Below are 14450 nucleotides of genomic sequence, written 5' to 3' on the forward strand. Positions count from 1 at the left end.
TCAGACCGTCACCTTTGCATCACGAATCACCTGCGTCCATTTCTTCTTTTCGCTGGCAATGAAAGCGTTGAATTGGGCGGCGGATCCGCCGCCATCCTCGGCACCGAACGACACCAGCTTTTCTGCTACCGCAGGGACCAGCAGTGCCTCGTTCACATCCTTGTTCATGGCTTGCACCAGGGCATCCGGCAAGCCGCGCGGGCCGGCAAGGCCATACCAGACCTTGGCGTCAAAACCCGGGAACCCGCTCTCCGCCACCGTGGGAACGTCCGGCTGTGCCTTGGCGTGTGCCAGCCCCGTCTGGGCGATCGCCACCACCTTGCCGCTCTTCACATGGGGAGCGGCCGAAGTCATGGTTTCAAAGCTGTAGTCGATCTGGCCGCCCATCAGGTCCGAAATCATGGGCGCGGAGCCGCGATACGGGGTGTGCAGCGCCTTCACTCCGGCGCGCAGTTGGAACATCTCCAGCGCCAGATGCTGGATGGAGCCAGGCCCCGACGACCCGAAGCTCACCGTGCCCGGGTTTTCCTTGCAGCGCTGAATGATCTCGGCAATCGTCTGCGCGAGCTGCTCCTTTCGGCAGATGAGCAGGCAGGGCGTAGTGCCCACAAGCACAATGGGTGTGAAATCGCGTTCCGCGACATAGCCGATCTTTGGATAGAGGCTGGGGGCAATGGTGTGATTGCTGAAATTGGTCATCAGCAGGGTAGCGCCGTCCGGCGGCTGCTTCGCAACGTACTCCGCAGCGATGACGCCCGCAGCGCCCGCCTTGTTTTCGACGATAACGGTACGGTTCCAGCGCAGGCTCAGCTGCTGCGAAAGCACACGGCTCATGACGTCGGTTCCGCCGCCCGGCGGAAATCCCACAATGATCCGGATCGGGGTCTTGGGCAGCAGCGCTTCGGTCTCGCTTGCCAGCGAAATCCCGTGCAGGGCGGCCAGCCCTGTGGCGGCCAGAAATTGACGTCGTTGCATGTGCTGCCTCCTTGATTTCCTTGTCCAGGGCCTGCTTTTCCGGGCCAGTCCGTAGGGGTTGGCAGGCTTGTTTGGCAGAAAGTTTAGAAGTCGCGATCACGCGCAACAACGTGGATTAACTCAAGCGATCGACGAGATTTTCTCATGCACTGCAGGCTGAATTTTTCTTGTGCAGACGCCCAGTTTTTCTCGGTTGAGAGCCAGCAGCGCCTTTCCTACACTTTTTTCCATGCGTGACCCCATCGCCCCATTCGACAAAGGCATTTGAACCATGGAAGACGCCATCCTCCTCTCCCGCGACGAACAGCAGATCGTCACCCTCACGCTGAACAACCCACACAAGATGAACGCCATGAACCTGGAGATGTGGCAGCGCCTGGGCGACCTGATGCAGGAACTGGAGGCCGATGACTCGGTCCGCTGCATCGTGGTGCGGGGCTCGGGGGAGCGGGCCTTCTCGGCGGGTGCCGACATCGAGGAGTTTCCCCGCACCCGGCTGAACAAGGCCCAGGCCATGGCCTATGGGAAGGTGACGAACCGGGCCATGAAAGCGGTATCCGAGAGCCGGCATCCAACGCTGGCCGTCATCCAGGGTGCCTGTGTCGGCGGCGGGCTGGAACTGGCCGCGGTCTGCGACATGCGCATCTGCGGCGAGTCCAGCCGTTTCGGCGCCCCGATCAACCGCCTGGGCCTGGTGATGTCCTACGGCGAGCTGGGCGCCCTCGTCGCGCTCGCCGGCCGCGCCGTGGCGCTGGAGATCGTTCTCGAAGGCCGCGTGTTCGACGCGGCGGAAGCCATGCAGAAAGGACTGATCAACCGCGTGGTGCCCGATGCAGCCGTGCTGGAAGAAGGCTATGCCGCGGCCCGCCGCATCGCTGCCGGCGCACCGCTGGTGGCGCGCTGGCACAAGGGCTTCGTCCACCGGCTGGCCCAGCCCGGATCGCTGACCGACGCCGAGCAGGAAGTCGCCTACGAGTGCTTCGAGACCGAGGATTTCCAAATCGGCTTCCAGGCCTTTCTGGCCAAGCAGCGCCCCAGCTTCGTCGGCCGCTGAACCCGTCTTCCCCATCTCTTCCTTCCGACTGCAATGACTCTTCCACTTTCCCGCATCCGCGTCCTTGACGTCAGCCAGATCATGGCCGGCCCCTATTGCTGCATGCTGCTGGGCGACATGGGCGCCGACGTGATCAAGGTCGAAACGCCCGGCGTGGGCGACCAGACCCGCCGCGCCATGGGCTTCAAGCTCAAGGGCGAGGACAGCGGTGGCTTCATCGCGCTGAACCGCAACAAGCGCAGCGTCGAGATTGACCTGAAGAACCCGCAGGGACTCGAGGCCTTCTACGAGCTGGTGCGCAGCGCCGACGTGCTCGTGGAGAACAACCGCCCCGGCGTGGCCGCGCGGCTGAAGATCGACTACCCCACGCTGCAGGCCATCAACCCGCGCCTGGTCTATGCCAGCATCTCGGGCTTTGGCCAGACCGGGCCCTGGGCCATGCGCCCCGGCCTGGACCTGATCGCCCAGGCCAGCTGTGGCCCCATGAGCGTGATGGGCGAACCCGGCGGTGCGCCCATGAAGTCCAGCGTGCCCTTTGCCGACCTGGGCGCCGCCCTGTTTGCCGCCTATGCCATCCTGAGTGCCGTGATCGGCCGCGAGCAGACGGGCCAGGGCCAGTACATCGATGCCTCGCTGTTCGAGACCGCGCTGGGGCTGTCGATCTGGGAAAGCGCCGAATTCTGGGGCACCGGCCGCGTGCCGACGCCGCTGGGCAGCGCCAACCGCATGAGCGCGCCCTACCAGGCCGTCAAGGCCGCGGACCGCCACTTCGTCATCGGCGCCGCCAACCCCAAGCTGTGGGCGGCCCTGTGCAAGGTGATCGAGCGCCAGGACCTGCTCGCCGACCCGCGCTTCACCGACAACGTGGAACGGATCAAGAACCGGGCCGTGCTCATCCCGCTGCTGGAGGCCGAGTTTGCGCGCTGGCCCGCATCCGAATGGGTGGATCTGCTGCTCGCCGCGGGCGTGCCAGCAGCGCCGATCCACAACTACGAAGAAGCCCTGGCCTGCGAGCAGTCCGTGGCCCGCGACATGGTGATGGAGATGGACCACCCCGTCGAAGGCAAGGTCAAGGTGCTGGGCTTTCCGGTCAAGCTGCGGGGCACACCGCAGCAGATCCGCCGCGCGGCGCCCCTGCTCGGCGCGCACACGCGAGAGGTCTTTGCCGAACTCGGCTTGTCGTCCGAGCGCATTGAACAATTGCACAATGCGGGCGCGTTCGGCGCTCAGGGCAAGGTCGCCGTGGCCGCATAAGCGGTACATTCCTGCAGCCCTTCTGCGCGCCCTCATCGACCATGACTTCTGCAAACGCCGGGATTCCGGCCTTCATCGACGCCCACCACCACTTCTGGGACCTCGGCCGCAACCCTTACCCCTGGCTGCAGGGCGAAACCGTCCATGACTTCCGGTACGGCAGCTACGAGGCGCTGCAGCGCAACTACCTGTCCGACGACTTCGCGGCCGACACCCGGGGCTGCGCGCCGGCGGCCACGGTCCATATCGAAGCGGAGTGGGATCGCGGCACGCCGGTGGACGAAACCCAATGGCTGGCCACGCTGGCGCAGCGCTACCAGCGGCCCTCGGTGGTGGTGGCGCACGCGGATCTGGGCGCCGCTGATGCCAGGCAGGTGCTGGCGGCGCAGGCCGCCTTTGACATGGTCCGCGGCATCCGCCACAAGCCCGTGGTGGCGGCGCGGATCGGCGACTTCTGCCGCGGCGAACCGGGCTCTATGGACGACATGCGCTGGCGCGACGGATATGCGCTGCTGCAGCAGTTCGGCCTGTCCTTCGACCTCCAGGCGCCGTGGTGGCACCTGGAGCAGGCCCTGGAGCTGGCGCGCGATTTTCCGGCCACCACGCTGGTACTCAACCACACCGGCCTGCCCTCGGACCGCAGCACGCAAGGACTGGCCGGCTGGAGGAGGGCATTGGAAACCCTTGCCCAGGCCCCCAATGCCGCCTTGAAGATTTCGGGACTGGGCCAGCGCAACATCCCCTGGTCCGCAGAGGCCAACCTCCCGGTGATCCGCGACGCCATTGCCATCTTCGGCGCAGACCGCTGCATGTTCGCCAGCAACTTCCCGGTCGACAGCCTGGTCACCAGCTACCCGGCCATCGTCGCGGCTTTTGCCGAGGCCATTGCGCCTCTGGCGCCCGCCCAGCAGCAGGCGCTGTGGGCCGGCAATGCGGCGCGCATCTACCGGATCGGGCAGGTCGCTGGCGGCAGGTAAGGCCCCGAAACCTATCACGGTCCCCGGGCCAGCTCCTCGCGCATCCAGCCGACAAAGGCCGCGATGCGCGGATCGCCCAGCCGATCCTGCGGAAACACCAGGTAGTACGCGAACTCGACAGGCAGGCCGTATTCCGGGAACAGGCGCATCAGCCTGCCCGAAGCCAGGTCCTGCTGCACCCAGCTTTTCTTCACCAGCGCCACGCCCTGCCCGTCGATCGCGGCATCGATCACCAGGTGGCTGGGCCAGAAGGACGGCCCGCGGGTGGTGTCCAGGTCATGCACCCCCATGTGCGTCAGCCAGGTGGCCCAGTTCGGGTTGCTGACGTCGTCATAGGTGCTGTCGTCATGCAGCAGCACATGGTGCCTCAGGTCTGCAAACCCCTCGATGGGGTGCGGCCCCTGCTGCAGCACCGGGCTGCACACGGCAAAGACCTCGACGGGCAGCACCATCTCGGAATGCAGGCCGGCATAGACGCCGCGGCCGTAGCGGATCTCCATGTCCACGTCGTCGCGGGAGAAGTCCGCCATGTGCTTGGAGGTGGAAACCTTCAGGTCCAGGTCCGGATGGGCCTGGGCGAAGCCGCGCAGGCGCGGTATCAGCCACTTGACGGCGAATGTCGGCGGCAGATTGATCTTGAGCAGCGAAGCGCTCTTCTCGCGGTGCAGCTGGTAGGTCGCCACCTCCAGCTGGCGGAAGGCTTCCTGCACCCCAGGCAGATACGCCTTGCCCGCCGGCGTGAGCGTGAGCGTCTTGGAGTCTCGGATGAACAGCGCGATGCCCAGGTTCTCCTCCAGCGACTTGACCTGGTGGCTCACCGCCGAAGGCGTCACGAACAGCTCTTCGGCCGCCTTGGTAAAGCTCATCTGCCGCGCCGATACTTCGAAGGCGCGGAGCGGGTTCAGGGGGGGGATTTTTCTGGGCATACGAAATGCGCCGTCGGCGCGGGATTGCAAAAGTCGCCATGGACAACCATGTGCGACTTTAACCGGCTCCGGTGCCCGGCCGGCCGCAGCAGCCATGGCCGCTGCGCGGTCGGGCATGCCCCGGCGTCAGGCCTGCGCCATCACCCCGTTGGTCAGCCGCCAGGTGCCCAGCGGATTGGCGCTTTGCAGCGCCGCGGGCAGCAGCGCATCGGGGATGTCCTGGTAGCACACCGGCCGCAGGAAGCGGTCTATCGCACTGGCGCCCACCGAGGTGTACATGGCGTTGGAAGTGGCCGGGAACGGGCCGCCGTGCACCATCGCATGGCAGACCTCGACACCGGTCGGAAAGCCATTGGCCAGGATGCGGCCGCATTTGCGCTCCAGCACCGGCAGCAGTTGGCGCGCGGCCTCGTGGTCGCCCTCGTCCAGCAGCAGGGTCGCGGTAAGCTGGCCCTCGAGCAGATCGGCCACCTGCCGCATCTCGTCAATATCACGTGCCTTCACAACCACCGACGCGGGACCGAACATCTCGGCCTGTAGCGCCGGGTTGCGCAGCAGGTTTTGGGCGTCCGTCACATAGAGTGCAGCCTGGGCGGCGTTGGGCTGGCCGGCGGCATCCGCGCCGCAGGCCACGCGCTCGACCCCTTCCACGGCCTCCACCTGGGCCCTGCCTTCCCGGTAGGCCGCGTAAATGCCCGGCGTCAGCATGGTCTGCGCTGCCTTGACGCCCAGCGCCTTGCCGGCCGCAGCCACGAAGCGCTGCAGGTCGGGGCCGTCGACGGCCAGCACCAGGCCAGGGTTGGTGCAGAACTGCCCGGCGCCCATGGTCAGCGAATCGGCAAAGCCCTGGGCCAGTGCCTCGGCCCGTACGGCCAGCGCCTCGGGCAGCAGGAACACCGGGTTGATGCTGCTCATCTCGGCATAGACGGGAATCGGCTCGTGGCGGTTGTTGGCAATGCGCAGCAGGGCCAAGCCGCCCTGGCGCGAGCCGGTGAAGCCCACGGCCTTGATACCGGGATGGGCGACCAGCGCCTCGCCGATCTCGCGGCCGGCGCCGATCAGCAGCGAGAACACGCCTTCGGGCATGCCCTGGCTCTGCGCCGCCTTCTGCACGGCCCGGCCGACGAGCTCCGAGGTGCCCAGGTGGGCGCTGTGCGCCTTCACGACCACGGGTGCACCCGCGGCAAGCGCCGAGGCGGTGTCGCCGCCGGCCACCGAGAAGGCCAACGGGAAGTTGCTGGCGCCGAACACGGCCACCGGCCCAAGTGGGACCTTGGCCAGCCGCAGATCGGCGCGCGGCAGCGGCTGGCGCTCGGGCTGGGCCGTGTCTATGGTGGCACGCAGGAAATGCCCGTCGCGCACGACCTGGGCGAACAGCCGCAGCTGCCCCACGGTACGCCCACGCTCGCCGGTCAGGCGTGCCAGCGGCAGGCCGCTTTCGGCATGGGCGCGCTCGATAAGCGCATCGCCCAGCGCCATGATTTCGTCGGCAATGGCTTCGAGGAACGCGGCGCGGCGCTCCAGCGGCAGGCTGTGATAGCTGTCGAAAGCGCGGGTGGCTAGGCCCACGGCCCGATCCACGTCGTCGCGGGTGCCGAAGCCGAACTGGGGCTCGGCAATCTCAGCATTGGTTGCGGGGTTGAAGGCGCGCTGGCTTCCGGCCTGGCCGCGCACGGCGGCATGGCCGAACAGCATTGCTCCGGTGGGTTGCATGGGAAAAAGTCCGTTGTCGGTATGAAGGGCTGGTAAACAAGGAAGGAACGGAGCAAAGGGCTTACTTCGCGCCCCTGACCTTGGCGATCTCGGCCTGCAGTTCGCTCACGACGGTGTCGCCGATCTGTGCAGAGTGCTTGGCGATGATGGGCTTGGTCCGCTCTGCCATGCGGGCGCGCTCGGCATCCGAGAAGTCATTCACCTGCAAGCCGCGCTTCTTCAGCTCCGCCAGCGCCTTGTTGTCGTTCTCGCGGTTCAGGCGGCGCTCGAACAGCTTGGCCTCCTCGGCCGCGGCGCTGATCAGCTTCTTCTCGTCCGCGCTCATCTTGTCCCAGGTCTTCTTGCTGATCAGCAGGATGAAGGGGTTGTATACGTGGCGCGTCAGGCTGATGTATTTCTGGACATCATCGAACTTCGATGCCTCGATCAGCGCATTGGGGTTCTCCTGGGCATCCACGGCGCGGGTCTCCAGCGCCGAGTAGATCTCGGAAAACGCCAGCGGCACTGCATTGGCATTGAAGTTGTTGAAGACATCCAGCAGCACCGAGCTTTGCATGGTGCGGATCTTCAGGCCGCCCAGGTCCTCCCACTTGACGATCGGGCGCTTGCTGTTGGTCACGTTCCGGTAGCCGTTTTCCCAGTAGCCGAGCGACACCAGGCCTTTCTCGGGCAGCTTGGCCTCCAGCTTCTTGCCGAACGAGCCATCGAGCACCGCATCGGCCTCTTCCGGCTTGTTGAAGAGGAATGGGAAGTCGTAGACACCAAAATCCTTGACGATCCCGCCCAGGGTGGTGGTGGCGCCCAGGAAGAAATCCAGCGTGCCGCCCTGCAGTGCCGATTGCGCCTGCAGGTCGTTGCCCAGCTGCGCATTGGGATAGACGCGCACCTTGATCTTTCCACCGCTGCTCTTGTTGACGATTTCGCCGAATTTCTTGAGGCCGATCACCACGGGGTGGTCCGGGGGAACGCTGGCTGCCGCCTTGAGGGTGCGGTCCGAAACCTGGGCCTGGGCGTTGGACGCCAGCACGGCCGTGAACAGGGTGCAGGCGGCGAGGATCTTCGCCGTGACGGAAAACGAATACTGCATGACTATCTCCTTGAATACCAAAACGATTGCGGGCAGCCGAAGGCATCAGCCGTAGAACCAGCGGGCGGGCCCCGTCACCAATACCGGAAAGAAAACCATCAGGAACATCACGATGAGCTGCGCGCTCATGAATGGCAGGACACCACGGGTCACCTGGTCCATCTTCATCTTCCCGACGCCTGCCACCACGTTCAGAACCGTGCCCACCGGCGGCGTGATCAGGCCGATGGAGTTATTGATGATGAAAAGCACGCCGAAATAGATGGGATCGATGCCTGCCGCCTTCACCACCGGCATCAGTACCGGGGTCAGGATCAGGATCGTTGGCGTCATGTCCATGGCAGTGCCCACCACCATGACCAGCACCATGATGGCGATCAGCAGCAAGGTCTTGTTGCCCATGAACGGCTCCAGCAGCGCGATCACCTGGTCGGGGATCTCGGCCACCGTGATCAGCCACGCGCTCACCATGGCGGCGGCAACCAGGAGCATGATGACGGCCGTGGTCTTGGCCGAACTCAGGAACGCCGCGCACAGCTGGCGCCAGCTCATCTCCTTGTAGACCAGCATGGACACCGCCAGCGCATACACCGCTGCCACCACCGCGGCTTCGGTCGGCGTGAACACACCCATCTTCAGGCCGACGATCACGATCAACGGCAGAAAGAGCGCCCAGGTCGACTCCCGGAGCGCCGCCAGGCGCTCTTCCCAACTGGCCTTAGGCGGCGTGGTGATGGCTTCCTTCTTGGCCACAAACCACCAGGCGATGGCAATGCTCAGGCCCATCAGCAGCCCGGGAACAATGCCCGCCATGAACAGCTTGCTGATGGAGAGGTTCGCCGCCACCCCGAAGATCACGAAGCCGATGGACGGGGGAATCACCGGCGCGATGATGCCCGCCGAGGCGATCAGTCCGCCGGCACGCGCCGGGTCGTGGCCGGCGCGCTTCATCATCGGCAGCAACAGCGCGGCCAGCGCTGCCGTATCCGCCACCGCCGAGCCGGAAAGCGCGGCCAGCATGCAGGCGGCGACGATGGCCACGAAGCCCAGGCCGCCGCGCTTGTGGCCGACCAGGGTCAAGGCGAGATGCACGATGCGACGCGACAGACCGCCCACATTCATGATTTCGCCGGCCAGCATGAAGAATGGAACCGCCAGCAGGGGGAAGCTGTCCGCCCCGTTGATGACGTTCTGGCCAAGGATCTGTGCATCGAACAGATCCAGGTGCCACATCAGTGCAACACCCGAAGCCAAAAGCGCATAGGCGATCGGCAGCCCTATGGCCATGGCAGCCAGCAGCGAGCCAAGAAAGATAAATACAGTCATTGCGGGACCTCTTGAATCGATGGCAATGGATGGTTATGGGGGCGCCTTAACGCGCCTGCTTGGCCTCATCGAGCCTGGCTTCGTACTGGGTCAGCTCTTCGCTTTCCTGGCTCAGGGAGAAGGCACTCCGGTCACCCTTCAGCGACTGCCACAGCTGCACCGCCAGTATCCCCATGCTGGCCAAGCCGAATACAAAGCCGGATCCATAGAAAATCGCCATCGATGCGCCCGAGACCGGCGCCTGGACATCCAGGTTGATCTGCATCTGCGCCCAGCTGCCGGACAGAAGCAGCCAGCTGATATACAGCATGAGCAGCCGGGCCAGCACGGCGCAGATACGCTGCCCCACCAAAGGCAGCCGCGAGGTCAGCACATCGGTTCCGAGGTGTGCGTTTTCGCGCAGCGCAATGATGGCGCCCAGGAAGGTCATCCACAAAAATAGCCAGCGCGATATTTCCTCGCTGATGGTGATGCCGGAATTGAAGGCATATCGCAACACGACATTTCCGAAAACCAGCACCACCATGACGGCCAGGCAAACACCGATGACGATTCCCAGCAAGCGATTCAATCCATCCGTCAGAACTCGCATGACCTGTCTCCTTTTTTATGATGGCCTGGTATTTCCCAGGTTTTTTCACGCTTCACCAGGCCAATGCCAGGGCATTGCATTGGCCGGATGGCGTCCATTTCCATTACTTGATCGGAGAGAAATCCGCCGGGCGCATCAGAACCGATTCCTGCCTGAGCAGCATCGGGAATGCAACGGGGATGAACTCCTCCAGCCAGGCCTTGTCGCGGTACAGGGCGGCGCGACGCTCGGTGCGGTCATCCAGGCTTTCATAGGCCCAGATGTGGATGATCTGGTTCAGCTCGCCGATCTCCGAATACCACCAGCCCACCAGCTTGGCGTATTTGGAGATAACTGGCAGGCCGACCTCCTCAAAATGCTTCAGATATTCTTTGACCGTGCCGACTTTCAAGGTATAGGTGCGCATTTCGTAGTACATGGGATTCTCCTTGTCGAGGCGACATAAACTAAATTCAGAAGGTGCCGTGGTAGGCGTTTTCGATGATCTGCTTCACATCGTGCGCCCGGGTGATGCGGGGATTCACCAACACATTGCCGCTGCGCATGGAGTCATCGATCATTTTCGGCAGTGCATCCAGATTCACGCCGAGATCCTTGGTATTGCTGGGAATACCGAGGCTGGCATTGAGATCGATGACGGCCTTGACCAGCGTGCGGGCGGCTTCAGTGGCCGTCAGGCCCGAGACGTCCTGGCCCATGGCGATCGCGATATCGCGGAATTTCTCGGGGCAGGCATCGATATTGAAGTGAATGACGTACGGCAGCAGCGCCGCATTCGCAATGCCGTGGGGGATATTGAAAACCCCGCCGAAGGTGTGCGAGATCGCATGCACATTGCCCAGCTTGGATTGGGCAAAAGCCATTCCGGCCAGCAGGGAGCCCACCAGCATGTTCTCGCGAGCCTCGATATCGGAGCCCACGATATAGGCCTTGTAGAGGCTTTGCGCGATCAGCTTGATGGCATGCAGCGCCATGCTCTGGCTGATAGGATTGGCCTGCTTGGAGACATAGGACTCAATGGCGTGCGTCAGCGCATCCATGCCGGTGGCCGCCGTGATTTCCGGGGGCAGCTTCACGGTGAGATCAGCATCCAGGATGGCCAGCTTGGGCAGCAGCAGCGAGCTGACGATCACCGTCTTGAAGCGGGTCTGCGTATTGGTGAATACGGTCGAGGCGGTGCATTCGCTGCCCGTGCCCGCCGTCGTCGGAATGGCGAACAGCGGCAGCGGCGTCGCCCCGATCTTTTCGTAGCCTTCGTAATCCAGGATGCCGCCCGGATTGGTGGCCATGGCCGCCACGCCCTTGGCGGTGTCGATGGAGCTTCCCCCGCCCAGCCCCAGGACCGCATCGCATCCGGTCTGCTTGATGAAGTCGACGGCGGCATCCAAGACGTCCGTCGTGGGGTTGGGCTCCACATCGCTGAATATCTCGTAGCCGATTTCCGCAGCCTTCAGCGATTGCACCACCACGTCGACCACGGGGGTGGCTTTCAGGCCGGGATCGGTGACGATCAGCAGCTTCTGGATCCCATACGGCTTCAGCAACTTGCCGGTTTCCTTGGCCAGGCCGCTTCCGCATTGGATGCGCGTCGGAATATAGAAATTAAAGGTGCTCATTTGCCATTCCCTGTTGCTGTGCATTCGAGATGGCGAAGTCTAAGGAGGCAGCCGGTTTCGGTACACTGACAGCTTTCCATAGCGATATAACTTTCCCTCATGGCAACCGCAGTACCCAGCCTGAATTCCATGATGTCGCGCCTACATGCCAAGCAGCTGCGGCTGCTCATCGCCATCGAGGAAAGCGGCTCCCTGCTTGGCGCTGCGGACAAGGTTGGGCTCACCCAGCCCGGTGCGAGCAAGGCCTTGCGCGAGCTGGAGCAGACCTTGCACGTGGAGCTGCTCGAGCGGACAAATCGAGGGTTATTACCTACCGGGGCGGGCCAGTGCGCTGCGCTTTGCGCGCCTGATCCAGGCCGACATCAATAGTCGGACCTGAAAAATTCAGTCTGAGAGCTCAGCGTGGCTGAAGGGTGGATGAACCCCATCAATTGACTGCTGCGTGCGGACCAGGTCGATTGACTGATTGACTGCATCCCTGGCGGATCGAGCCATGCCCGTGAGCAGAGTCAAGACGAAAAAAACCCGTGGACGCCCAGGCGGGCAATGGCCCGGAGCAACCAACGGAGATTGAAGCCTGCGGCTCCTGAGATGCCGCGAAGAAGCAGTTCAACCCGCGCACCTTCCGCAACGTGGAGATGGCCAGCATCGTCGGCAGCCTCGCGTGGAAAGAAGGCAAGCCGTCGATCCATGCGCAGGGCGTGGCCGGCGACAGCGCCTGTCGATGGAGGTCGGCACCGGATTGCTGGAAGTGACGGTGACGGCCTACCCGCAGCAACTGGAATGCGGCATCGACCCGAAGATCGGCGCAAACGTGCTGGGGCTACGCGATAGCCACTGACCGGCACTTCGCGCACGCGGACCCAGAACTCAATCACGGCGCTGCCCGGACCGGCAATTCGAGCCGGGCGTTCAGTAAAAGTCTCGATCGCAGGATTGGCTGAACCGCCCCGGCTTTCGTGGAGGCCCCTTGGCTTGAGTCAGGCCGACATGGCCTGCTGCTCAAGTTGGCAATAGTAGTTGGCCTCCTACTCGGCCGGGGGCACGTATCCCAGAGGTGCCATCAACCGATGATTGTTGAACCAGGACACAGCGTTGCCAGCTCCACAGACTCCTTGGGCTTCCAAGGTGCGCGGCGATGGATCAACTCCCCTTGTATAGCCCGTTGATCGTCTCGGCCAGGGCGTTGTCGTAGGAGTCGCCCTTGCTGCCCACCGAGGGCTCGATGCCGCCTCAGCCAAATGTTTAGTGTAGCGAATGCTGACATACTGCGAGCCGCGGTCCGAATCCTCACGCCCAGGCTGCCTGGAGTACAGGGCCTGCAATCGACGCCTACGCTGCCCACAGCGCTACACCTTGTGCTCAGAATCGGCGATTGATCAGAGCGTCCGTGGGCAAAGGATCGGCTGCGCCCCCCGTTTGCCAATCAGTTCATCGATCAGCAGTTTCGAACCGGGCGAGATCGGCGCCCCTTTGCGAGTGACCAGCTCATAAGGTTCGCTGCGCGACGCAAGGGTGAGCGGAAGGATGCATGTCATCTTGTGATGGGCGAAGAACTGTGCCACGTCGATCGACACGAGTGCAACGAACGACGGATTGCCCTGCAATAGCGTCAGCGTAGCAAAGGCGGACGTGGTTTCGAGCAGGTGCGGCGGAAACCGGATTTCGGAGTCGCGGAACTCGCGCTCGAGCAGAAGCCGCATCGGCATGTTCGCGCGGTACACCACCCATCGATACTCCGCCAGGTCCTGGAGCGTCAGCGTCTTCGCGTGCCTGAGTGGATGACGGACGTTCGCAATGACGGCGAGCGTCTCATCCTGGAGCTTTACGCTGTCGTAGAGCTGCGGCAGCTGACTGATCGTCGTACGGCAGATCGCAAGGTCGAGCCTGCCTGCATCGATCTGGCTCAGCAGGGTTGCGCTCGTGTCCTCGACGATCTCGACGGACATTTCCGTATGCCGCTCGACCAGCGTGGAAATGGCGTCGGTGAGCAGCGGCACCGCGCCCATGATGACCCCCACCGTCACCCGCCCGCCATGCCCGCGCAGGATCCCGACGATCTCCTCGCGCAGATGGGCGACATCCGTGTGAATCAGGCGCGCATAGCGAATCACGCAATGGCCGACTTCGTTGGGTTCCAGTCCCCGATTGGTGCGATTGAACAGCGGCGTGCCAAACGTCGTTTCGATTTCCTGCAATGCCTTGCTTGCGCCTGGCTGCGTCAGCGCGACCTGTTGGGCGGCTTTCAAGAGCGAGCCGTGATCGCCGAGGGCAATCAGGAGCCGCAACTGCTTCAGATGGAGCCGGGAGATGATCGAATTGAGCGAGGGCGTCATTTGGGTTGCGAATAAGTTATACCAGTATCAGATCTTCTCAATTGCTGCGCGGACGAAGGCCTCCCTATACTCGCACGAAACAAGGGAATTTTCCGGCGCACATGGGTTGCGCGGCTTCGTGTGCCGATGCATCGGCACTGCGGTATTTGCACGCACTATATAACTAAAGCTCATTGCCATGTCTCTCATCAACTACATCACCCAGATCCAGTTCGATTTCGGCGCCATTCACCTGCTCAAGGAAGAATGTGAGCGAGTCGGTATGCGTCGTCCGCTGGTCGTGACGGATAAGGGCGTCAGGGCGGCGGGCATCATCGACATCGTTCTCGGGGCGCTTGCGAACGTCGAGCCCGTTCCGATCTATGACGGCACACCGCCGAATCCGAATGAGGCCGCCGTGCGCGAGGCCGTGGCGGCATACAAGGAGAGCGATTGCGACGGCATCGTCGCCGTGGGCGGCGGCTCGGCCATCGATCTCGCGAAAGGCGTTGCTGTCTGCGCGACGCACGAAGGTCCGCTGCAGAGCTTTGCCGTGATTGAAGGCGGCGCGGCTCGCATCACGTCAAGGACGGCACCCGTCGTCGCGGTGGCGCC

At 63.5% G+C, this 14450-nt stretch carries 15 protein-coding genes and 2 pseudogenes; 6 read left to right on the plus strand and 11 right to left on the minus strand.

Annotated elements, in window-relative coordinates; genetic code table 11:
• Both AC3WRR_RS06035 and AC3WRR_RS06040 read right to left on the minus strand, forming a co-directional pair.
• Entirely contained in the window at positions 1–975 is a 975-nt protein-coding gene (locus tag AC3WRR_RS06035) for a Bug family tripartite tricarboxylate transporter substrate binding protein (RefSeq protein WP_010811861.1), read from the minus strand.
• A gap of 120 nt (positions 976–1095) precedes the next feature.
• Positions 1096–1260 (minus strand): hypothetical protein, encoded by a 165-nt coding sequence (locus tag AC3WRR_RS06040; protein ID WP_161940233.1) that lies wholly within the window; start codon positions 1258–1260, stop codon positions 1096–1098.
• Here AC3WRR_RS06040 and AC3WRR_RS06045 point away from each other — a divergent pair.
• From AC3WRR_RS06045 to AC3WRR_RS06055, 3 genes are read left to right on the plus strand one after another with little or no spacing between them, the layout of a single operon-like run.
• Entirely contained in the window at positions 1247–2029 is a 783-nt protein-coding gene (locus AC3WRR_RS06045; RefSeq protein WP_010811860.1) for an enoyl-CoA hydratase-related protein, read from the plus strand. The genes AC3WRR_RS06040 and AC3WRR_RS06045 overlap by 14 nt on opposite strands.
• A 33-nt stretch (positions 2030–2062) precedes the next feature.
• Complete coding sequence (locus tag AC3WRR_RS06050; protein WP_037024417.1) at positions 2063–3283, plus strand: CaiB/BaiF CoA transferase family protein; 1221 nt, start codon at positions 2063–2065, stop codon at positions 3281–3283.
• Between the two features lie 41 nt (positions 3284–3324).
• Entirely contained in the window at positions 3325–4260 is a 936-nt protein-coding gene (locus AC3WRR_RS06055) for an amidohydrolase family protein (protein WP_492296428.1), read from the plus strand.
• A 14-nt stretch (positions 4261–4274) separates the two neighbouring features.
• Here AC3WRR_RS06055 and AC3WRR_RS06060 read toward each other — a convergent pair whose 3' ends face one another.
• The 7 genes from AC3WRR_RS06060 to AC3WRR_RS06090 all read right to left on the minus strand — a co-directional run bounded on the left by AC3WRR_RS06060 (position 4275) and on the right by AC3WRR_RS06090 (position 11520).
• Positions 4275–5186 (minus strand): transcriptional regulator GcvA, encoded by a 912-nt coding sequence (locus tag AC3WRR_RS06060; RefSeq protein ID WP_492296429.1) that lies wholly within the window; start codon positions 5184–5186, stop codon positions 4275–4277.
• Positions 5187–5312: 126 nt separating this feature from the next.
• Positions 5313–6899 (minus strand): aldehyde dehydrogenase (NADP(+)), encoded by a 1587-nt coding sequence (locus AC3WRR_RS06065; protein WP_010811856.1) that lies wholly within the window; start codon positions 6897–6899, stop codon positions 5313–5315.
• 61 nt (positions 6900–6960) lie between these two features.
• The gene (locus AC3WRR_RS06070; RefSeq protein WP_439671726.1) at positions 6961–7986 is read right to left on the minus strand and encodes a TRAP transporter substrate-binding protein; all 1026 of its coding nucleotides are present in this window, start codon (positions 7984–7986) and stop codon (positions 6961–6963) included.
• Between the two features lie 45 nt (positions 7987–8031).
• Positions 8032–9312: a TRAP transporter large permease subunit gene (locus tag AC3WRR_RS06075; RefSeq protein WP_058698412.1), complete on the minus strand. Its 1281-nt coding sequence runs from the start codon at positions 9310–9312 to the stop codon at positions 8032–8034.
• 46 nt (positions 9313–9358) lie between these two features.
• A complete protein-coding gene (locus tag AC3WRR_RS06080) occupies positions 9359–9904 on the minus strand; it encodes a TRAP transporter small permease (protein WP_037024415.1) in 546 nt (181 codons plus the stop codon).
• 103 nt (positions 9905–10007) lie between these two features.
• Complete coding sequence (locus tag AC3WRR_RS06085) at positions 10008–10322, minus strand: NIPSNAP family protein (RefSeq protein WP_439668883.1); 315 nt, start codon at positions 10320–10322, stop codon at positions 10008–10010.
• A 34-nt stretch (positions 10323–10356) separates the two neighbouring features.
• Complete coding sequence (locus tag AC3WRR_RS06090) at positions 10357–11520, minus strand: iron-containing alcohol dehydrogenase (protein WP_010811851.1); 1164 nt, start codon at positions 11518–11520, stop codon at positions 10357–10359.
• A gap of 132 nt (positions 11521–11652) precedes the next feature.
• Here AC3WRR_RS06090 and AC3WRR_RS06095 point away from each other — a divergent pair.
• Positions 11653–11887: pseudogene (locus AC3WRR_RS06095) on the plus strand (LysR family transcriptional regulator); the annotation flags it as partial.
• 297 nt (positions 11888–12184) lie between these two features.
• The gene (locus tag AC3WRR_RS06100) at positions 12185–12361 is read left to right on the plus strand and encodes a hypothetical protein (RefSeq protein WP_246840212.1); all 177 of its coding nucleotides are present in this window, start codon (positions 12185–12187) and stop codon (positions 12359–12361) included.
• 187 nt (positions 12362–12548) lie between these two features.
• Here the strand turns inward: AC3WRR_RS06100 and AC3WRR_RS06105 are convergent.
• Both AC3WRR_RS06105 and AC3WRR_RS06110 read right to left on the minus strand, forming a co-directional pair.
• Positions 12549–12842: pseudogene (locus tag AC3WRR_RS06105) on the minus strand (integrase core domain-containing protein); the annotation flags it as partial.
• Positions 12843–12899: 57 nt separating this feature from the next.
• A complete protein-coding gene (locus tag AC3WRR_RS06110; RefSeq protein WP_010811848.1) occupies positions 12900–13856 on the minus strand; it encodes a LysR family transcriptional regulator in 957 nt (318 codons plus the stop codon).
• Between the two features lie 178 nt (positions 13857–14034).
• Here AC3WRR_RS06110 and AC3WRR_RS06115 point away from each other — a divergent pair.
• A partial coding sequence (locus AC3WRR_RS06115) for an iron-containing alcohol dehydrogenase (RefSeq protein WP_492296433.1) occupies positions 14035–14450 on the plus strand: 416 nt, incomplete at its 3' end.

Source organism: Cupriavidus sp. FW305-3-2-15-C-LB2 (genome assembly GCF_058787575.1).

Excerpts from the sequence above, each read along its gene's own strand:
- AC3WRR_RS06035 (WP_010811861.1), bottom strand. The coding sequence starts at position 975 with ATGCAACGACGTCAATTTCTGGCCGCCACAGGGCTGGCCGCCCTGCAC.
- AC3WRR_RS06045 (WP_010811860.1), top strand. The coding sequence starts at position 1,247 with ATGGAAGACGCCATCCTCCTCTCCCGCGACGAACAGCAGATCGTCACC.
- AC3WRR_RS06040 (WP_161940233.1), bottom strand. The coding sequence starts at position 1,260 with ATGGCGTCTTCCATGGTTCAAATGCCTTTGTCGAATGGGGCGATGGGG.
- AC3WRR_RS06050 (WP_037024417.1), top strand. The coding sequence starts at position 2,063 with ATGACTCTTCCACTTTCCCGCATCCGCGTCCTTGACGTCAGCCAGATC.
- AC3WRR_RS06055 (WP_492296428.1), top strand. The coding sequence starts at position 3,325 with ATGACTTCTGCAAACGCCGGGATTCCGGCCTTCATCGACGCCCACCAC.
- AC3WRR_RS06060 (WP_492296429.1), bottom strand. The coding sequence starts at position 5,186 with ATGCCCAGAAAAATCCCCCCCCTGAACCCGCTCCGCGCCTTCGAAGTA.
- AC3WRR_RS06065 (WP_010811856.1), bottom strand. The coding sequence starts at position 6,899 with ATGCAACCCACCGGAGCAATGCTGTTCGGCCATGCCGCCGTGCGCGGC.
- AC3WRR_RS06070 (WP_439671726.1), bottom strand. The coding sequence starts at position 7,986 with ATGCAGTATTCGTTTTCCGTCACGGCGAAGATCCTCGCCGCCTGCACC.
- AC3WRR_RS06075 (WP_058698412.1), bottom strand. The coding sequence starts at position 9,312 with ATGACTGTATTTATCTTTCTTGGCTCGCTGCTGGCTGCCATGGCCATA.
- AC3WRR_RS06080 (WP_037024415.1), bottom strand. The coding sequence starts at position 9,904 with ATGCGAGTTCTGACGGATGGATTGAATCGCTTGCTGGGAATCGTCATC.
- AC3WRR_RS06085 (WP_439668883.1), bottom strand. The coding sequence starts at position 10,322 with ATGTACTACGAAATGCGCACCTATACCTTGAAAGTCGGCACGGTCAAA.
- AC3WRR_RS06090 (WP_010811851.1), bottom strand. The coding sequence starts at position 11,520 with ATGAGCACCTTTAATTTCTATATTCCGACGCGCATCCAATGCGGAAGC.
- AC3WRR_RS06110 (WP_010811848.1), bottom strand. The coding sequence starts at position 13,856 with ATGACGCCCTCGCTCAATTCGATCATCTCCCGGCTCCATCTGAAGCAG.